An 18,412-nucleotide genomic window follows, 5' to 3' on the forward strand; every position below is an offset into this window, starting at 1 on the left:
GGTAGCGTTTGGTTATGAGTGCCCAGCAGCCCGAAGAAGACGTCTACACGCACGGCCACCACGAATCGGTGGTCCGCGCCCACGCCGCCAGGACCGCCGAGAATTCCGCCGCCTTTGTCCTGCCCCACCTGACCTCCGGCTCGGACCTGCTCGATGTCGGCTGCGGACCGGGCACCATCACCTGTGATTTCGCGGCCCTCGTCTCGCCCGGAAAGGTCACCGGCCTGGACCGCTCACCGGACATCATCGCGCAGGCCCAGGCGCTCGCCGTCGAACGCCAGGTCCCCAACGTGGAATTCGTGGCCGGCAACATCTACGACCTCGAGTTCGAGGACGAGACGTTCGACGTCGTCCATGCCCACCAGGTACTGCAGCACCTCACCGACCCCGTGGAGGCCCTCCGGGAAATGCGCCGCGTGGCCACGCCGGGCGGCATCGTCGCCGTGCGCGACGCCGATTTTCACGGTATGAGCTGGTATCCCGCCATTCCTGAACTGGACGAGTGGATGGAGCTGTACCAGCGCATCGCACGCCGCAACGGGGCAGAGCCCGACGCCGGGCGGCGCCTGGTCAGCTGGGCGCAGTCGGCGGGATTCACGGACGTGGCCCCCTCCAGCAGCAACTGGCTGTACGCCACCGGACAGCAACGCCGCTGGCAGGCCCGCGTCTGGGGCGAGCGGGTACTGCACTCAGCCTTCGCGGAACAGGCGCTGGAGTACGGCTTCGCCAATCCTGCGGACCTGGCACGGATCTCGGCCGGCTGGCACCGCTGGGGCTCGACCGACGACGGCTGGTTCCTGATCCCCAACGGCGAGGTCATCGCCCGCGCATAGGCCTACGTTGCCCATCCAGGCGTACGGTCCCGTAGCCACCTTGTGGCGACCCCGTCACCCGCCCTCTGCCGCGTAGGATTGACAGGTGCAATTTTCCCTCTGGCTGGCCTTGGCCGGCGCCGGCGCCCTGATCAGCTTCACCCCCGGCGCCGGAGCCATCAACACCATGAGCAACTCGTTGAACGCCGGCTTCCGGCGGTCCATCTGGGGAATCCTCGGGCAGCAGGCGGCACTGGTGGTGCACGTGGTGATCGTGGCACTCGGCGTCGGCGTGCTGGTTGCCAGCTCGCCGGTGGCCTTCAATGTGATCCGCTACGCGGGCGCCGCCTACCTCATCTACCTGGGCGTCCGCCAGTTCCTCAGCAAACCGAGCCTTGAAAAGGAGCAGACGGCGGCGCTGCGGAACGAGCCCTCCTTCTCGATCTTCCGGCGCGGGTTCTGGGTCAACCTGCTGAACCCGAAGGCCATCGTCTTCTTCCTCGCCTTCACTCCCCAGTTCATCCGGCCCGAACAGCCCTTGTGGACGCAGTACGCCGTGCTGACCGCCACCATCGTCGCGATCGACATCCTGGTGATGTGGTTCTTCTTCGCCGCGGCAGCCAGGTCTTTCCAGCGCTTCACCCAGACTCCCCGGGGACAGCTGGTGCTCAGTAAGGTGTTCGGCGTGCTGTTTGTGGCCGTCGGGATCCTCCTTGCCCTGATCCACTGATTCCCGGGCTCACTGATCCCCGGCCTCGCGGAGCACCCAACCTCACTACATACCCCTTCGGGGGGTTCGTCATGCATCTTTACAAACCCGTCAATTTTTATGAACCACCCGCTAGCCATGAGGCCGGAAAGCGCGCATGCTTAGCATCATGAACTCAGCGTCGAGCCCATACCGCGTCATCGCCGTCTGCACCGGCAACATCTGCCGCTCACCCATGGCGGAACTTATGCTGAGGGCCGCGTTTGAGCGCGAAGGGCTGGACGGATTGGTGGCGGTGGACTCGGCGGGCACCACGGGCTATGAGTCCGGGCGCCCCATTGACCCGCGGGCCGCGCGCAGGCTCGCAGCCACGCAATTGGCGTCCGAGCTGCACATCGCGCGGGAGTGGCTCCCGGAATGGTTCCGCGAACGGGACCTCATCCTGGCGCTCGATATCGACCACTACGCCTGGCTGAGCGAGGCGGCGCCGGACCAGGAGTCGCTGGGCAAGATCCGCATGCTCCGAAGCTTCGATCCCGCAATGGCCGGCAAAGACCTGCTGGACCAGGGCATCGAGGACCCCTGGTACGGCGGGCATGCGGACTTCGATGCGGTCTGGCACCAGATCCAGGCCGCCCTTCCGGGAATCGTGGAGCACGTCAAGGCGGCCGTCTCCTCGGACGCGCAGCTGCAACGGCAGGGAAGCTGACGGCCCACCGCCCATTCTTGCAATTGAGAACCGTTCTCAATTAGGCTCTTCGCTATGAGCCTTATTGTTGTGAGTTCCCTTGATGCCCTCTGCCGCCGGGAAGCCTGCGGGGACCTGGCAGCTGAACATCCCGGGAGCCTCGTGGTCTTCCACGACCTGCTGGAGAACGGACTGGTCATCCGGAGGGTTTTTGATGCCGCAGGTCCCGTCGAATACGAGGAAACCATGCTCGAACACGGCTGCCTCAGCTGTGCGGTACGCCTTGACCTCGTGCCCGCGATCGACCGCCTGGCGGCATCAGCAAAAGGCCCGATCATCATCGGCCTTCCGCCTGCCGTTCCTGCATCGGTGGCAGTCACGGCACTCAACCACGGGCTCAGCCGGCCGGCGACAGTTTCCTCGGCCATCCTTGCCCTCGCGCCGGACGCCCTGGAGGACCACATCTGGGATTCGCATACCCTGTTCGAGTCCGGATTCACCCCCATGGCAGACGACGAGCGGACCGCCGGCGAATTCCTGCTGGGCGAACTGGCATTCGCGGATACCGTCCTGGTGGCGGAGCCCGAAATCGTTCCGGCCGATCCCGCAGGCCGGGAGCGCGGCCTGCACCTGCTGCGGGAACTCGCACCGCATGCGCACCTTGCACACAATGCGGCAAACGTCCGTCCAGGTGGGCATCATTTTCCAGAAGCCGCCTCCCGGACGTCAGCGGGAACCATTCGGGTCCGCCGCTCTTCCGGTCCTGCTACGGCATCGCCCTTCGTTACCGTGGTCCAGCGCATGGAGCGGCCCCTGCATCCGGGGCGGTTCCGCCAGGTCCTGGGCATGCTCGCCGAGGGCTGCTGCGTCCTGCAGGGCCAGTTGTGGGTTGCCTCCGCACCCGAGTGCCGCATCGCCATCCAGGGCATTGGCCCCCGCGTCTGGCTCGAAAACACCGGGACATGGCGGGAAGAACCCGCCGGAACGGGGCAGGCGGCACGTGTACCCGGCCCCGCCGCCACCGTCCTGGCTGCAACGGGGGAGGGCCTGGACCCGGCGGAGTTCGAGCGGCTGCTGCGGGAGTGCGAGCTCACCGACGACGAGTTGGCAACCGGCGCGGTCCTGTCCGACCCCTTCGGCCTGCGGCCCGCCAACTGACCTTCCCGCCTGCCAGCCCATCAACCACCACCCCACCCACAAGGAGCACATGATGAAAGTACGGAATTCACTGCGGGCGCTGAAGAAAATCCCCGGCGCGCAGATCGTTAGGCGCCGCGGCAGGACTTTCGTGATTAACAAGAAGGACCCGCGGATGAAAGCCCGGCAAGGATAAAGGTACGCTCTACTTCATGAGCCCAGCCCCCGTCATCATCGCCATCGACGGGCGCTCGGGCGCTGGGAAGACCACTCTCGCCGTCGAACTGGCTGCCCGCCTGCGCGCCCACCACAAGGTCTCGCTGTTCCATCTCGAGGACATCTACCCGGGCTGGAACGGCCTGGCCGCCGGCGTGGAGCGGTACGTCGCCACCGTCCTCACCCCCTTGCACAGGGGTGAGGCGGCAACGTGGGTGGCCTGGGACTGGGAAAACCATTACGACGGCGAGCCCCGGGTCACCCTCCCCGCCGAGATCGTCATCGTCGAGGGCGTGGGCGCCGCCGCGGCAGGTGCCCGGCCGCTCCTGGACGCCGTGATCTGGGCTGAATCCCCTGACGACGTCCGCCGCACCAGGGCCCTGGACCGCGACGGCGCAACCTATGAACCCTATTGGGACCAGTGGGCAGCGCAGGAAGACGAATGGCTGGCCGGAGATGACGTCCCGGCGCGTGCAGACGTACGCGTCCAGAACCTGGCGGACGGCTCCGCCGTCGTTGACCTCCTGCGGCTCCTCCCCTACCTTCCGGCGCTGGCTCCCGTCCTGGCACCCGAACTGTCCGCCCGCCGCGGGCTCCGCCTTCGGTCGGAACGGCTGCAAGAGCGTCCTGATACCGCGGCGCTGTTCCGTTCCCTCTACGGCGGCTCACCCAATGCGGTCTGGCTGGACTCCTCCAACGCCGGAACGGCAGCCTCAGCGGGCAGCGGTGCGGCGGGCACGGACGAGGTGTCCGCGCGAACCGCCGCGGAGCGCAGCCGTTTCAGCATCATGGCGGACGACGGCGGCACGTTCGGGCAGTCGGTAAGCCACCGGTCCGGTGAAAGCCTGATCAGCGCCGGTTCCGCAACCGCCAGGGTCACCGGCCACTTCTTCCGCTGGCTGGACACGGTGTGGGGCCGCCGCGCGGTCCGCGCGCCGGAGGGCTACCCCGGCCAGTTCACGCTGGGCTGGCTGGGCTGCCTGGGCTACGAGCTCAAGCGTGAAACAGGCGGCGCCGACCTGCCCGCCGCCACCCCGGACGCCGCCCTGATCTTTGCCGGCCGCGCCGTGGTGCTGGACCACGCCGAAGGCACCGCCTGGCTCCTGGCCCTCGAGGCACCGGACGCGGAGGACTGGCTGGCGGCTGCTGCCGCCGCAGTTCACCAGGCCGCGGTTCACCAGACCGCCGCCCCGGAACCCGGCGGCAGCACCGCCGTCGTACTTCCCGAGGCCCCCGCCTTCCGCAGCCGGGACACCGGCGAGGCCTACCGGAAGAAGATCGCAGCCGCGCAGCACGAGATTGCCGAAGGCAACACCTACGAGGTGTGCCTGACCACCACGCTCGAGGCACGGGTTCCAGCCGATGCCCTGGACCCGTGGCGCATCTACCTTGCGCTCCGCGGCCGTAATCCTGCACCCTTCGCAAGCTTCCTCCGGCTGGACGGGGTGACGGTGGCAAGCACCTCGCCGGAGCGGTTCCTGAAAATTGCGTCCGACGGCGGCATGCGCGCCGAACCGATCAAGGGAACCCGCCGCCGGGCTGCCGATGAGCAGGAGGACGCACGGCTGCGGACGGACCTCGCCACCTCGCTGAAGGACCGGGCGGAGAACATCATGATCGTGGACCTGCTGCGGAACGACCTCAGCCACTTTGCGGTCCCCGGCTCCGTCACGGTCAGCAGGCTGTGCGCCATCGAAAGCTACGCCACCGTGCACCAGATGGTCAGCACCATTGACGCCCGCCTGCTGCCCGGCTCCTCGCGGGCGGAGGCAGTTGCCGCCTGCTTCCCCGCTGGATCGATGACCGGGGCGCCCAAGATCAGCACCATGGCCATCCTCGACCGGCTGGAGGAAGGCCCGCGCGGACTGTATTCCGGCGCCATCGGCTACTTCTCGCTGAACGGCGCCACGGATCTCGCCGTCGCCATCCGCACCCTGGTGATCAATGCCCGGGGTGACGGAACGGCGGAGCTCACGCTCGGCGTCGGCGGCGCCATCACCGCCGATTCCGTACCGGACGAGGAGTACGAGGAGATCCGGACCAAGGCGTATGGGGTCCTGTCCACGCTGGGCGCGGAGTTCCCGGAGGACTGAAGGCGGCTGCTCGGCGGGCGGCCCGCGCCGGGCAGACCCGCCCTGGCCGGGCCGGCTAACCCCGCCGGGCAGGCCTGTCGAACTTCCAGCCCTCGGCTTTGAGTTCCGGGATCACCTGGTCAACCGCTTCCACCGTCTGGGTCCTGTCGCCACCGCCGTCGTGCAGGAGCACCACGCCGCCGGGCCGGACCCCTTCGCGGATCCGGCGGACCAGTTCGGGCGTTCCCGGCGGCTCCCAGTCCCCAACGGTCAATTGCCAGCCGAGAGGCTGCATTCCCAGTTCTGCTGCCACTTGGGGCGTCTGTCCCCAGCTCCCGTAAGGGGCACGGAAGTAATCGATTTTTGCGCCCGGGACGGCCTCACGGATCACGGCGCTGGTTTCCAACAGGTCAGCCTTGATGGCCTCCGGGCCCCACGTGGCCATGTTGTCGTGGTGCATGGTGTGGTTGCACAGAAGATGGCCGGCAGCAGCGATCTGCCGCGCTACCTCGGGGTACTGCTTCACATGGTCGCCCCACAGGCAGAACGTTGCCTTGACATGGTGCTTCTCCAGCACGGCCAGCAGCTTGGGGGTGCTGATGGGGTCGGGACCGTCATCGAAGGTCAGGCTAAGGTACTTGCCGTCATGTCGGGTCGAATCGACAATCGCCGGGGTTGCCTGGTCCGCCTGCGCCGGCGTTGCTGCGGCCAGGCTTGCCGGAATGGAGCCACCTACTGCCAGGACTGCGGCGGCGAGGGGCAACGCGGCCTTGCGCAGGGAAATGAGGCGGCGAGTCGGGAGGGGCATGTTTTTCCTTCCTGTCGTCATGACCGCCCCAGGCACAGTGCCGGCCGCACTAGAAGGCCGGACAACAGCGGTGTCTGCGGAACAAGGCAGCATTGACAGCCGGTGGGTCATGGAAAACTTCCGGTAATTTCCGGAACTCGCTCAGCGTAGGCTTCCGCCCTGAATGCCGTCAAGGGTTTTTCGGAATGTTGCCGGCTGTTTCAAAGCGGCCGATACATGAAGAGGGATTCAGCGGTTGGCGGCTGGAGCCGTACTTTCCCGCACCACCAGCCGGGTGGCAAGTTCCACCCGGGGGCTTTCCACGCCTTCGCCCTGCAGGATCCGGAGGACGGTGCGGGCAGCCAGCTTGCCCATCTCGGCCAGCGGCTGCCGGACGGTGGTGAGGGGCGGCGACGCCCAGCGGGCTTCCGGCAGATCGTCGAACCCCACAATACTGATGTCCTCGGGTACCCGCAGGCCCTTCTTCCGCACCGCTTCATAGACGCCAAGGGCCATCTGGTCGCTGGCTGCGAAGACGGCGGACGGCGGCTCAGCCAGCTCAAGCAACCGGCAGCCGGCACGGAACCCGGACTGGTAGTCAAAGTCCCCCTCCATGACGAGCCCGGGATCAAACGAAACTCCTGCCGCGTCCAGGCCGGCCCGGTAGCCGTCCAGCCGCGCCCTGCTGCACCAGAGGCCAGGGGCCCCCGCCACGAAGCCGATCCGACGGTGGCCCAGTCCTATCAGGTGTTCCGTGGCGCCCACAGCACCGGTCCAGTTGGTGGCACCGATGGTGGGCACGTCCAGGTCAGGGACACCGGCCGGATCCACCACCACTGCCGGGACGTGGAGGCGCTGCAGCTCGGCGCGAAGGAACGAATCAAGGTCCGTGGTAACCAGGATGGCACCGTCACTGGCCCTGGCGCTGACATTGTCCAGCCATTGACGGGTGGATGTTGGATTGCTCTGGCGGTGGATGGCGGATACGACGGTCGAGGCGCCAGCTTCGTTGGCGGCTTCCTCCACGCCGCGGATAATCTCCACGGCCCACGGGCTGTCCAGGTCATTGAACACCAGGTCGATGAGGCCGGACCGGACTTCTGGGCGGACGCCCCGTCGCTGGTACCCATACTCCCTCAGCAGCGTTTCCACGCGTTCCCGGGTCTGCGGTGCAACATCGCTGCGGCCGTTGAGCACCCTGGAGACAGTGGGCACCGATACTCCCGCTTCGGCAGCAATTGCCGAAATGGTGACTGTCCGGCGGGGGCTCTCCTGCACGCATTCCTCCTGGTCCGCTGCAAGTATAGGCCCTCGCGCGGCAGGCCGGGCGTCACAAGTTTTCGAGAAACCCTTGACGCGCTCTCCGGAATGTTCCTAACCTACAACAACTAACTTCCGGAAAGTTCCGGAAGTTAGTTCATCGGCCTTATGTGGTCCGACTGACTCTGTACCTCAAAGGAGAGCTCTTTAATGAAGGTTGCCCAACTAGTCGCCGCCGCAGCGCTGGCGTCGACGTTTGTCCTTCCCACGGCACTGCCCGCAACGGCCGGCCAGAACGACCAGCCGCAGGCACCGGGCATTGCCAAGCAGGACACCCTGCGCTGGGCTGCGCCCAAGGGCGTCCGGATCGGAACAGCCGTTGCCGGCGGCGGCCACCACGAAACCATGCCCTACCCCAACCCCTTCACTTCCGACGCACAGTACCGGGAAGTCCTCGCTGCCGAGTTCAGCTCTGTCTCGCCTGAGAACCAGGCCAAGTGGGAGTTCATCCACCCTCAGAAGGACCAGTACCGGTTCGCCGAGATGGACGCCATTGTTGAATTCGCCCAGCAGCACGGACAGGTGGTCCGCGGCCACACCCTGTTCTGGCACAGCCAGAACCCCGCATGGCTGGAGCAGGGCAACTTCAGCAAGGAGGAACTGCGCTCCATCCTGAAGGACCACATCACCACCGTCGTGAGCCGCTACGCAGGCAAGATCCAGCAATGGGACGTTGCCAACGAAATCTTCAATGAAAACGGCACCCTGCGCACCACCGACAACATCTGGATCCGGGAACTCGGTCCGGAGATCATCGCCGACGCGTTCCGCTGGGCCCATGCGGCGGATCCGAATGCGAAGCTCTTCTTCAATGACTACGGCGTGGAGAGCATCAACGCAAAGAGCACGGCCTATGTGGACCTCATTTCGAAGCTCCAGGCCCAAGGCGTCAAGGTGGACGGCTTCGCTGTCCAGGGCCACCTGAGCACCCAGTACGGCTTCCCGGGTGACCTGCAGGCGAACCTTCAGCGCTTCGATGACCTCGGCCTGGAAACGGCTGTCACTGAGATCGACGTCCGCATGAACATTGCCGCCGGGGCAACCCCCACAGCGGAGCAACTCGCCAAGCAGGCCAGCTACTACAAGCGTGCGCTGGAAGCCTGCCTGAACGTTGAGGACTGCAACTCCTTCACCATCTGGGGCTTCAACGACAAGTACTCCTGGGTGCCCGTCTTCTTCAGCGGCCAGGGCGAGGCAACAGTGATGTGGGAGGACTACACCCGCAAGCCGTCGTACTACGCACTGCAGTCCACCCTTCTGCAGGCAAACCCAGGCGGAGAACAGCGCTCAAGCCACCACCCCGCGTACCGGCAGTAACCACTGCCACCTGCAGTGCTGACAAAGCGCAGTGCTGACAAAGCGGCCCGGAACCATCAGGTTCCGGGCCGCTTTTTCTGTGGCTGCCTCATCACCTTCCGGGGGGACACTAAGCGGGCACCCCGTGTCGGCTAACCCTCCAGGGCGTGGATGCGATAGGTAAGCGTGTGCGACTGGCCCGGATCCAGGACGACCAGGTCGCTGCCGGAATTGAAGGCATCTGGCGGGCAGCTCATCGGCTCCACCGCCAGCCCCTTCCGGCCGCGCAGCTCTCCCGAATAGAGCTGGACCCAGGGGGCTTCTGCTCCCGTAGATTGAACCACCGCCGACAGCTGGAGGCCGGGGTTGCGCAGGATGACGTGCCACTCCCCCTCCGGCAGAGCGGTGAAGGCATGGTCCAGGGACTGCGAACCGATCCGGCGGGCAGCCGAGAAATCGAAGTCAGTGCCCTTCGCGTCAGCAAGGCCGGCGGGCCGGAGTAGCTCGTCCGTCAGGAGCACTTTGCCAGCCCGGAATTCCAACTCGCACTTGGCGATGTCCTCGCCGCCAACAGTGACATAAGGGTGTGAGCCGCAACCGTAGGGCGCCGGCGATGTCCCGCGGTTGACCGCGTTGAGCTCGATGCGCAGCCCGGCAATTGGGTCCAGCGCGTAGGAAGCCGTGAGGGCCAGAGAAAAGGGATACCCTGGTTCGCCGTGCAGCAGGTACGTGAGCGTCACCTCGGCCTGGGAGCGCTGCTCCACACGCCATTCGCTCCACAGGGCAAGCCCGTGGAGTGCACTGCCGGTGGCTGCCTCATTGACAGGTAGCTGGTAATGCTGCCCGCCGAAGGTGTAGGCGCCGCCGCTGACCCGGTTCGGCCACGGCATGAGGGTCTTCCCGGCGAAGGCGGGAGGAAGTCCCTCAGGAGGAAAGGGCAGGACCAGGTCCGTGCCGCGGAAAGAAAGCTGCTGAAGCCCTGCTCCAACAGTGGTGACCGCTGCGGTGTAGTCGCCCGCCTCGAGCGTGACCAACTCACCGTTGGTGTTGACGATGGATGACATGAGGTTCCTTTCCGGGAACACCGCCAGGGTCAGTCCTGGCCCGGTGGCGCCGTGCTTTGGCGGACAACAAGCGATGTTGCAAGGTCGAGGCGCAGGTTGTTGGGCCGTTCACCTTCCCGCAGGCGCAGGACCATCCGGGCGGCCTCTTCGGCCATCTCGATCAGGGGTTGGTGCACAGTGGTGAGGGCAGGGCTGGACCAGCGTGCCACTTGGAGGTCGTCGTATCCCACGATTGACAACTCGCCGGGAACAGCCAGGCCAAGCTGGCGTGCGGCGTCCAGAACGCCCAGGGCCTGCAGGTCGCTGCCGGCGAAGATGGCGGTGGGCCGCTGCTCCATCTGCAGCAGCTCAAGGGCATGGCTTCGGCCGCCGTCCACGTGGAAATCGCCGTACCGGATGAGGGTCCGGTCGATGGGAATGCCCGCAGTGTTCAAGGCGGAGCTGTAGCCATCGATCCGGGCCAGGGAACACATCATGTCCCCAGGACCGGAGATGGCGGCAATGCGGGTATGGCCAAGTTCAATAAGGTGGCGGGTGGCCATCATCCCCCCGGCCCAGTTGGCCGACCCCACCGAAGGCACATCGGGGGCAGGGTCGCCTGCTGGGTCGATGATCACGAACGGGATGGAGCGCGCGTCCAGCTGCTGCCGGTACTCCTGTGGCAAATCGGAAAAGACCAGGACCACGCCGGCCGGCCGGCGTGCCATCACGCCTTCAACCCAGTCAGCTCCGGGCGCATGCCTCGTGCCGCTCTCGGTAAGGATGACGCTCATGCCATTCGCTTTTGCGACGTTTTCGACCCCGCGGATGATTTCCAGCGCCCATGCACTCTCGAGCTCATGGAAGACCAGCTCCAGGAGGAGGGACTTCGACGCGGTGGTCTTCCGCCGCTTGTAGCCGTGCTCCTCGAGGAGCTCCTCAACTTTCGAACGTGTTTTACGAGAGACGTCGGAACGTCCGTTCAGAACCTTCGAAATAGTGGACAGTGATACACCCGCCTCCTCGGCCAACTGGGCGAGGGTGACGCGCGTATCGGGAGATGCAGGGCTGGACATGAGCACCAGCATAGCGGCAGTTTGCCTTATGAGGGGCCACAAAAGTTTCGCGCCTTGCGCTGTCGATGTAACGCAACTTACACTTGCAGGCATCACATAACTTTCGATCAAAGCATCGAAACTTTCGAGAGGCGTTCGAAGATGAACAAGCACGGATGGGTCGCCCGCAGTCTTGCCGGCGGTGCGGCTCTTGCCCTTGGCCTGACGATGGCCGGCTGCTCGGGAGGGTCCGGCGCGTCGAGCCGGCCCGAGAACGAGATCCACGTCGCCATGTACGGCGACGCAGGTAACACAGTTGAACAAAAAATGATCGACGCCTTTAACGCCACCTCCGAGGTGAAGGTTGTCCTCGACAAAATCCCTGGTGCCGAGTACCAGTCGAAGCTGCAGACCATCATGGATACGCCAAACGCCCCGGATATCTTCTTCAACTGGGGCGGCGGCAGCATCAAGAGTTTCGTGGATGCCGACCTCGTGCTCCCCCTTGACGATTTCATCAAGGAAGATCCGCAGTTGAAGGACGCCTTCCTGCCGTCCGTGTTTGACACTGCCGTGATTGACGGAAAGTCCTACGGCATCCCGATGCGCGGCACGCAACCGGTCATGCTCTTCAACAACTCCAAGGTCCTCGCTGACGCTGGCATCACTGCCCCGCCGGCAACCTGGGAAGAGCTGCTCGAGGACGTGAAGATCCTCAAGGACAAGGGCATCACCCCCATCGCGCTGGGTGCCGGCGACCGGTGGCCTACGCTGATGTGGTTTGAGTACCTTTACGACCGGGTTGCCGGAGATGGCCTCTTCAAGAAGGCCCTCGAAGGGGACACCAGCGTCTGGGAATCTGAAGACAGCCGCAAAGCCCTCGGCATGCTTCGGGAACTGGTTGATGCAGGAGCCTTCGGCACCAACTTCGACTCAGTGAAGTTCACCGACGGCGGGTCCCCCGCCCTGCTTGCCAGCGGCAAGGCGGGCTTTGAACTGATGGGCTCCTGGGAATACTCCACCCAGCAGAGCAACGACGCGCAGTTCGCCGCGGAGGTCCTCGGTTACAGCGAGTTCCCGAAGATCGAAGGCGGAAAAGGTGACGAGAACAACCTCGTGGGTAACACCAACAACTTCTACTCGATCCACAAGAACACCCGCTACCCGGAAGCCGCCCGCGATTTCCTGAAGCTCATGTACTCGGACCAGTTCGTGCAGGAGCAGGTAGGAATCGGTAACCTCCCCACCACCTCGAACACGGAGAAATTCCTCGACCAGGCGGCGGATCCCGAATACGCAAAATACCAGTTCGACCTGGTCAAGGAAGCGCCGTCGTTCCAGCTTTCCTGGGACCAGGCGTACCCGCCGGAAGCAACTGTCACCATCCTCACCGCCGTCTCCCAGTTCTTCAGCGGACAGATTGACGAAGACGGCTTCATCAAGGCCATGCAGAGCCTCTAGGAAAAATCATGACCACGACGCTTGCAAACCGCAGGCGCCCGGCACGCGCGGGCGGCCCCGAAGAGGGCCGTCCCGCGCGCCGGGGCGGCTCCTCGTCGAGCCGCCCCGGCTTTGTCTGGGCCCTTCCTGCCACCATATTCTTCGGACTTTTCGCGCTGGTCCCGCTTGTCGCGGTGGCAGTGCTGTCCTTCACCACGTGGAGAGGCCTCGGCGACCCCAAGTTCGTCGGCTTCAAAAACTGGGAATCCCTCTTCCAGGACCCGGTCATGCTCCAGAGCCTCTGGCTCAGCCTGCTGTTCATTGTGCTTGGCATCGTGACCCAGACACCTCTGAGCATCCTGCTGGGAGTCTGGGCGGCGGGCACACAGAAAAACCGCGCCATCCTGAGCGCGATCTACTTCGTTCCGCTGCTGCTGTCCTCGGCCGCGATCTCCGTCCTGTGGCGTGCCCTTCTTGACCCCAACTTCGGCATTCCCGGCCAGATGTCGTGGCTGTTCGGAGACGGCAATATCCTGGGCAGCCAGACGGGTGCCATCGCGGTGCTGATCTTCGTGGGCATGTGGCAGTTCACGCCGTTCCACACGCTCATCTACCAGGGCGCAGCGAAGCAGATTCCGCATGTCCTCTACCAGGCCGCATCAATTGACGGCGCAGGCACAGTCAGGCAGTTCTTCAGCATCACCCTGCCGCAACTGAAAAACAGCATCATCACGTCCGTGATCCTGATGGTGGTAGGTGGCCTGACCACTTTTGAGACAGTCCTCATCCTGACCAATGGCGGACCGGGCACCAGCACCACTATCACCGCTTTCCACATGTATCAGGAGGCGTTCCGCCGGTTTGATTTCGGCGCCGGCAGCGCCATCGCCCTCGTACTCGTCGTCATCTCCACGGCAATTTCCTTCGCTGTGGTCCGCGTTTCCGGATACGACAAGATGCGCAGTTCCCTGGAGGGGCTCTAAATGAAAACGCGTCCGAATTACCTTGCCGGCATCGGAGCCTTCATCTGGCTGGGCATCGTAGCGGTGCCGTTGTACGTCATGCTGTCTGCAACATTCCAGACGCGTGCCGAATTCGGCGACAATGGTCCGCTGTCCCTGCCGACCAGCTTCACGCTGCAGAACTATGTGGATGCCATCACCAGTGGGTTCGGCCGGTACTTCTTCAACACGGTCATCGTTACGGCCGGCGTCGTCGGCCTGGTCCTGCTCCTGGTACCCCCGCTGAGCTATGCGATCGTCCGGAGCCAGAGCCGTGCCGCCTCGGTCATTTTCCGCGTGTTCCTGCTGGGACTGGCGATTCCCGCCCAGGCCGTCATCGTTCCGGTGTTCTACCTGATCAACACCGTGGGCCTCTACGACAACCTGCTGGGCGTCATTCTTCCGACGGCGGCCTTCGCCCTTCCGATCTGCACGATCATCCTCAGCGGAACCATGCGGGACATCACTCCCGATCTCTACGAGGCAATGGCCATGGACGGCGCCACCCCCGCACGTTCCTTCCTTCGCCTGGTACTGCCGCTGTCCAAGGGTGGACTGTCCACCATCGCGGTGTTCTCGGCACTTCAGGCATGGAACGGGTTCCTTTTCCCGCTGATCCTTACGCAGTCCGAATCAACCCGGGTGGTCACCCTTGGCCTGTTCAACTTCCAGACGCAGTTCGGCATCAACATCCCGGGACTCCTGGCCGCCGTGACCCTCTCCATGGTGCCGGTACTGCTCGCCTACCTCTTCGCGCGCCGCGCGCTTGTCCAGGGCCTCATGGGCGCTGGCGGAAAGTAATCATGACGGAAACCAAAACCCACAGCGCGCCTTGGCGCGACACCACGGCCCCACCGCAAGAGCGCGCCGACAGCCTCATCGCAGCCATGACCCTTCGGGAAAAGACCGCCCAGCTCTTCGGGGTGTGGGTGGGCGCCTCCACTGAAGGCGGCGAAGTGGCACCCCACCAAAATGAGATGAATCCTCCCGTCGACCTGGACGAAATCCTGCCGAACGGCCTTGGACAGCTCACCAGGCCGTTCGGCACAGCACCAGTGGACCCTGCCCTGGGCGCCTTGTCGCTCCAGCGGACCCAGCAGCGTATCGCCGGAGCCAACCGTTTCGGCATCCCTGCCCTGGTCCACGAAGAATGCCTCGCCGGCTTCGCCACCTGGCAGGCCACCGCCTATCCGGTCCCCCTTGCCTGGGGTGCCACCTTCAACCCGGAGATCATCCGTACCATGGGCGCCGCGATCGGCGCTGACATGCGCTCCGTAGGCGTGCACCAGGGCCTCGCCCCCGTCCTGGACGTCGTACGTGACGCCCGCTGGGGGCGGGTGGAGGAAACCATCGGCGAGGACCCCTATCTCATCGGAACCCTGGCCACCGCGTACATCCAGGGCCTGGAGAGCAGCGGCATCATCGCCACCCTCAAGCACTTCGTGGGCTATTCGGCGTCCAAGGCCGGCCGGAACCTCGCACCTGTTTCCGTTGGCGCCCGGGAGCAGGCGGACGTCCTGCTGCCGCCCTTCGAGATGGCCATCCGCGAGTCGGGCGTCCGCTCGGTCATGCACGCCTACACGGACATGGATGGCGTGCCCACGGCCGCCGATGCCTCCCTGCTCACCGGGCTTCTCCGCGATACGTGGGGCTTCAGCGGCACGGTAGTGGCCGACTACTTCGGGGTGGCCTTCCTCAAGAACCTCCACGGCGTCGCCGGATCCCTCGGTGAAGCGGCGGCCGCCGCGCTGGCGGCGGGCGTCGACGTCGAACTTCCCACCGTGCACGCTTTCGGCGAGCATCTCATTGCGGAGATAGAGGCCGGGCGCCTCCCCGCGAGCATGGTGGACCGTGCCCTGCACCGGGTCCTCGTGCAGAAAATTGAACTGGGCCTGCTTGATGAGGACTGGTCGGCGGTTCCGCCTGCCCTGGCGAACGCCGACCTGCTTGATACCGCCGGGCTGGAAGGCAGCCTCACGCTGGATACCGAGGCCAACCGGAAGCTCGCCGCCCTGATTGCCGAGCAGTCGATCGTCCTGGCCAGCAACAACGGCATCCTGCCGCTCGCGCACCCCGGCCGCATCGCCGTCGTCGGACCGAATGCGGACAACACGCAGGCGTTCCTTGGCTGCTACTCCTTCCCGGCGCACGTCGGCGGCCAGCATCCGGACGTCCCGGTTGGCATCGAACTGCCTACCGTGGCGCAGGCCCTGCGGGCCGAATTCCCGGACAGCACCGTTACCGTGGCAGCGGGCTGCTCGGTTGACGGCTCCTCCACCGAAGGGTTTGACGACGCCGTTGCTGCCGCCACCAACGCCGACGTCGTCATCGCCGTCCTCGGCGACCGCGCCGGACTGTTCGGCCGGGGAACCAGTGGCGAAGGCTGCGACGCGGAATCGCTGGTGCTCCCGGGCGTCCAGCAGCAACTGCTGGACCGGCTGATCGGAACCGGCGTTCCGGTAGTTGTCGTACTCCTCACCGGCCGCCCCTATGCCGTTGGCTCCGCCGTCGAGAATGCCGCAGCAATCGTCCAGGCGTTCTTCCCCGGCGAAGAAGGCGGCCCTGCCGTTGCAAAGGTCCTCAGCGGCCGGGTCAACCCAAGCGGGCGGCTTCCTGTCAGCATCCCCGCCCGGCCCGGGGCACAGCCCTCCACATACCTGGCATCCAAGCTGGCCCGGGCCAGCAGCGTCTCGAATATCGATCCGGCAGCGGCCTACCCGTTCGGCCATGGCCTCAGCTACACCACTTTCGAGTGGAGCACGCTAACCGTGGACGGACCCACCGCAGTGCCGGTGGACGGCGAAGTTAAGGCGAGTGTCACCGTCACCAACACCGGGGACAGGGCCGGAACAGAACTTGTCCAGCTGTACCTGTCTGACCCCGTGGCTTCAGTTGTCCGCCCGGAGCAGCGGCTCGTGGGCTATGCCCGCGTACCCCTGGAACCCGGAGCTTCCGCCCGCGTAGCCTTCACAGTCCCGGCCGACGTCGCGTCTTTCACCGGCCGGGACGGCCGGCGGATCGTCGAGCCCGGTGATCTCGAGCTCGGCTTCGGCGCCTCAAGCGGGGATATCCGCCTGCAGGCAACAGTCGCCCTCACCGGCGAAACACGCACCGTGGACCATACCCGCCGGCTGCACTGCGACGTCCAGGTTAAGCCGGGCAACTGATGTACGGCCGGGGTTTCCTGCCCGGGCGCCCCGGCCGTACACCTCACCTTGCAGCACCGGACCCAGCAGTCCACGAGCGAAAGGAAACCACATGGGCAACAGCCCGCATCTCCTGACGATTTCTGCCACTACCCGCTCCGAGGCGGACGAAAAGCTCAATGCTTCGGTCCGGCAGCTCCGCGACCTTGCCAGGGAATACCCTGGCATGGGGATCCTCGTGACAAAACGGGGCGCAGGGCACTTCACGGTCGAACTCACCGACCAGGTGCCCTATGGGCAGACATGGGAATCCGAGAACCACCTGGACACCGCCGGCTGAACCGCCCGAGCCATGCGGCAATCCCACACCATCAAAGCTTCCAACAAGTTAAGTTTGCCGCGTGACGGACACCCCGCAATCCCCAAACGCCAGCCCCCGGCCGGCGCGCAGCTTCAAATACGTCCTGATGCTGGGAGCCCTGGCAGCGCTTCCCGCAGTCACGACGGACATGTACCTGCCGTCCTTGCCAGCCGTCGTTGAGGATCTGGAAACCACCCAGGCCGCAGCCCAGCTGACGTTGTCCGGAACCCTCCTCGGCGGCGGCATAGGGCAACTTGTCATCGGCCCGTTCTCGGACCGGTTCGGGCGGCGGTTGCCCGTGGTCATCGGCATCTCCATGCACATCGTGATTTCGCTGCTGTGCTCCATCACGCCCAACATCGAGACACTCACTGGGCTGCGCGTCCTGCAAGGCTTCTTCAACGCCGCGGCCGCCGTGGTGGCCATCGCCGTCATCCGTGACCGGTTTGTAGGCTCAGCCGCCGCCCGCCTGCTCTCCCGCCTGATGCTGGTCATCGGCGTCGCTCCCCTTTTTGCCCCCACTGTTGGCCAGGCCGTCGCCGGGATCTGGCACTGGCGTGCCGTCTTCTACGTACTGGCGCTCATCGGCGTCGTCCTGGTGGCCATCGTGTTGAAGTTCATGCCCGAAACGCTGCCGGACGGCAGCCGCAGCCCTGGCCACCCCCGGCATGTCGCCGGCGCCTACTGGTCACTCCTGCGCGACAGACACTTTATGGCCCTGGCCGTCATACCGGGGCTCGGCCTTGCCCTGATCATGAGCTACGTGGTGGGTTCCCCCTTCGTTTTCCAAAACGAGTACGGCTTCACCGAGCAGCAGTTCGCCCTCGCCTTCGCGCTCAACGGTGCTGCGCTTGTCCTCTCGGCACAGCTGAATGCCATGCTGGTCCGGAAGTTCCCGCCCGTGCGCCTCCTGCGCACTGCCGTTCTTGTCCAACTGGCCCTTGCAATGATCCTCCTGGCCACGGTGGCCACGGGCGCCGGTGGAGCAGTGGGCCTTATGGCAGGGCTTTGGCTTGTATTGGGTGCACAGGGAATGATCCCGGCGAATGCCTCCGTGCTCGCCTTGCACAACTACGGGCATATGGCCGGGACCGCGGCCGCCGTTATCGGTGCCCTGCAGTCCGGCGTTGCCGGGCTTGTCAGTCCCCTGGTGGGACTGCTGGGTGGAACCGCGCTCTCAATGGTGGGCGTCATGATCGGCAGCTGTGTTGTGACAGTGCTTGTGCTTGCCGCCGGAACCCCTGCCTACCGCAGGGGCGGATGGCCGGACCACGCGGACCGCCCGGATGACGAGCGGGTCCCGGCCGAGGACTAGCGGTACACGCCCAG

The 18,412-nt window shown here is 65.3% G+C and carries 17 protein-coding genes; 13 read left to right on the top strand and 4 right to left on the bottom strand.

The annotated features are described in order from the left end of the window. The first annotated feature begins 14 nt into the window (after positions 1–14). The 6 genes from AC5RT3_RS15295 (at position 15) to pabB (ending at position 5,655) form a co-directional block, all read left to right on the top strand. A complete protein-coding gene (locus tag AC5RT3_RS15295) occupies positions 15–833 on the top strand; it encodes a methyltransferase domain-containing protein (protein ID WP_494124590.1) in 819 nt (272 codons plus the stop codon). 85 nt (positions 834–918) lie between these two features. Further along, entirely contained in the window at positions 919–1,542 is a 624-nt protein-coding gene (locus AC5RT3_RS15300; protein ID WP_494124591.1) for a LysE family transporter, read from the top strand. Between the two features lie 148 nt (positions 1,543–1,690). Beyond that, the gene (locus tag AC5RT3_RS15305) at positions 1,691–2,230 is read left to right on the top strand and encodes a low molecular weight protein-tyrosine-phosphatase (RefSeq protein WP_494053075.1); all 540 of its coding nucleotides are present in this window, start codon (positions 1,691–1,693) and stop codon (positions 2,228–2,230) included. 54 nt (positions 2,231–2,284) lie between these two features. Continuing rightward, positions 2,285–3,367, top strand: coding sequence for a GTP-binding protein (locus tag AC5RT3_RS15310; protein ID WP_494124592.1), 1,083 nt, complete (start codon positions 2,285–2,287; stop codon positions 3,365–3,367). A 52-nt stretch (positions 3,368–3,419) separates the two neighbouring features. Beyond that, positions 3,420–3,542, top strand: a complete 123-nt coding sequence (gene ykgO / locus AC5RT3_RS15315) for a type B 50S ribosomal protein L36 (RefSeq protein WP_009357396.1) — start codon at positions 3,420–3,422, stop codon at positions 3,540–3,542. Between the two features lie 16 nt (positions 3,543–3,558). After that, positions 3,559–5,655, top strand: a complete 2,097-nt coding sequence (gene pabB / locus AC5RT3_RS15320; RefSeq protein ID WP_494053072.1) for an aminodeoxychorismate synthase component I — start codon at positions 3,559–3,561, stop codon at positions 5,653–5,655. 55 nt (positions 5,656–5,710) lie between these two features. On the opposite strand, the gene AC5RT3_RS15325 is transcribed toward pabB, so the two are convergent. Together AC5RT3_RS15325 and AC5RT3_RS15330 are read right to left on the bottom strand one after the other, a co-directional pair. Continuing rightward, complete coding sequence (locus AC5RT3_RS15325; protein WP_494053071.1) at positions 5,711–6,442, bottom strand: polysaccharide deacetylase family protein; 732 nt, start codon at positions 6,440–6,442, stop codon at positions 5,711–5,713. A gap of 228 nt (positions 6,443–6,670) precedes the next feature. Further along, complete coding sequence (locus tag AC5RT3_RS15330; RefSeq protein WP_494124593.1) at positions 6,671–7,699, bottom strand: LacI family DNA-binding transcriptional regulator; 1,029 nt, start codon at positions 7,697–7,699, stop codon at positions 6,671–6,673. A 192-nt stretch (positions 7,700–7,891) separates the two neighbouring features. On the opposite strand from AC5RT3_RS15330, the gene AC5RT3_RS15335 reads away from it, so the two are divergent. Beyond that, positions 7,892–9,058, top strand: coding sequence for an endo-1,4-beta-xylanase (locus AC5RT3_RS15335; protein ID WP_494124594.1), 1,167 nt, complete (start codon positions 7,892–7,894; stop codon positions 9,056–9,058). 131 nt (positions 9,059–9,189) lie between these two features. On the opposite strand, the gene AC5RT3_RS15340 is transcribed toward AC5RT3_RS15335, so the two are convergent. Both AC5RT3_RS15340 and AC5RT3_RS15345 read right to left on the bottom strand, forming a co-directional pair. Further along, positions 9,190–10,101 (bottom strand): aldose-1-epimerase, encoded by a 912-nt coding sequence (locus AC5RT3_RS15340; RefSeq protein WP_494124595.1) that lies wholly within the window; start codon positions 10,099–10,101, stop codon positions 9,190–9,192. Positions 10,102–10,130: 29 nt separating this feature from the next. After that, positions 10,131–11,156: a LacI family DNA-binding transcriptional regulator gene (locus tag AC5RT3_RS15345; protein WP_494124596.1), complete on the bottom strand. Its 1,026-nt coding sequence runs from the start codon at positions 11,154–11,156 to the stop codon at positions 10,131–10,133. Between the two features lie 141 nt (positions 11,157–11,297). On the opposite strand from AC5RT3_RS15345, the gene AC5RT3_RS15350 reads away from it, so the two are divergent. The 6 genes from AC5RT3_RS15350 to AC5RT3_RS15375 all read left to right on the top strand — a co-directional run bounded on the left by AC5RT3_RS15350 (position 11,298) and on the right by AC5RT3_RS15375 (position 18,398). After that, positions 11,298–12,596, top strand: a complete 1,299-nt coding sequence (locus tag AC5RT3_RS15350) for an extracellular solute-binding protein (protein ID WP_494124597.1) — start codon at positions 11,298–11,300, stop codon at positions 12,594–12,596. A gap of 8 nt (positions 12,597–12,604) precedes the next feature. After that, on the top strand, positions 12,605–13,558 hold the full coding sequence (locus tag AC5RT3_RS15355) for a carbohydrate ABC transporter permease (RefSeq protein ID WP_494053065.1): 954 nt from the start codon (positions 12,605–12,607) through the stop codon (positions 13,556–13,558). Then, positions 13,559–14,377: a carbohydrate ABC transporter permease gene (locus tag AC5RT3_RS15360; RefSeq protein ID WP_494124598.1), complete on the top strand. Its 819-nt coding sequence runs from the start codon at positions 13,559–13,561 to the stop codon at positions 14,375–14,377. A 2-nt stretch (positions 14,378–14,379) separates the two neighbouring features. Further along, positions 14,380–16,743: a beta-xylosidase/alpha-l-arabinosidase gene (locus AC5RT3_RS15365; protein WP_494053063.1), complete on the top strand. Its 2,364-nt coding sequence runs from the start codon at positions 14,380–14,382 to the stop codon at positions 16,741–16,743. 91 nt (positions 16,744–16,834) lie between these two features. After that, positions 16,835–17,062, top strand: coding sequence for a hypothetical protein (locus AC5RT3_RS15370; protein ID WP_494124599.1), 228 nt, complete (start codon positions 16,835–16,837; stop codon positions 17,060–17,062). A gap of 61 nt (positions 17,063–17,123) precedes the next feature. Continuing rightward, positions 17,124–18,398 carry a multidrug effflux MFS transporter gene (locus tag AC5RT3_RS15375; RefSeq protein WP_494124600.1) on the top strand — a complete coding sequence of 425 codons (1,275 nt, stop codon included), beginning with the start codon at positions 17,124–17,126 and terminating at the stop codon, positions 18,396–18,398. Positions 18,399–18,412 lie beyond the last annotated feature (14 nt).

The sequence above is a fragment of the Arthrobacter sp. Y3221159 genome (assembly GCF_059089885.1).

What these genes read in the sequence shown, in the direction of transcription:
- AC5RT3_RS15295 (WP_494124590.1), top strand. Translation starts at nt 15, where the DNA reads ATGAGTGCCCAGCAGCCCGAAGAAGACGTCTACACGCACGGCCACCAC.
- AC5RT3_RS15305 (WP_494053075.1), top strand. Translation starts at nt 1,691, where the DNA reads ATGAACTCAGCGTCGAGCCCATACCGCGTCATCGCCGTCTGCACCGGC.
- AC5RT3_RS15310 (WP_494124592.1), top strand. Translation starts at nt 2,285, where the DNA reads ATGAGCCTTATTGTTGTGAGTTCCCTTGATGCCCTCTGCCGCCGGGAA.
- ykgO (WP_009357396.1), top strand. Translation starts at nt 3,420, where the DNA reads ATGAAAGTACGGAATTCACTGCGGGCGCTGAAGAAAATCCCCGGCGCG.
- pabB (WP_494053072.1), top strand. Translation starts at nt 3,559, where the DNA reads ATGAGCCCAGCCCCCGTCATCATCGCCATCGACGGGCGCTCGGGCGCT.
- AC5RT3_RS15325 (WP_494053071.1), bottom strand. Translation starts at nt 6,442, where the DNA reads ATGCCCCTCCCGACTCGCCGCCTCATTTCCCTGCGCAAGGCCGCGTTG.
- AC5RT3_RS15335 (WP_494124594.1), top strand. Translation starts at nt 7,892, where the DNA reads ATGAAGGTTGCCCAACTAGTCGCCGCCGCAGCGCTGGCGTCGACGTTT.
- AC5RT3_RS15340 (WP_494124595.1), bottom strand. Translation starts at nt 10,101, where the DNA reads ATGTCATCCATCGTCAACACCAACGGTGAGTTGGTCACGCTCGAGGCG.
- AC5RT3_RS15345 (WP_494124596.1), bottom strand. Translation starts at nt 11,156, where the DNA reads ATGTCCAGCCCTGCATCTCCCGATACGCGCGTCACCCTCGCCCAGTTG.
- AC5RT3_RS15350 (WP_494124597.1), top strand. Translation starts at nt 11,298, where the DNA reads ATGAACAAGCACGGATGGGTCGCCCGCAGTCTTGCCGGCGGTGCGGCT.
- AC5RT3_RS15355 (WP_494053065.1), top strand. Translation starts at nt 12,605, where the DNA reads ATGACCACGACGCTTGCAAACCGCAGGCGCCCGGCACGCGCGGGCGGC.
- AC5RT3_RS15360 (WP_494124598.1), top strand. Translation starts at nt 13,559, where the DNA reads ATGAAAACGCGTCCGAATTACCTTGCCGGCATCGGAGCCTTCATCTGG.
- AC5RT3_RS15365 (WP_494053063.1), top strand. Translation starts at nt 14,380, where the DNA reads ATGACGGAAACCAAAACCCACAGCGCGCCTTGGCGCGACACCACGGCC.
- AC5RT3_RS15370 (WP_494124599.1), top strand. Translation starts at nt 16,835, where the DNA reads ATGGGCAACAGCCCGCATCTCCTGACGATTTCTGCCACTACCCGCTCC.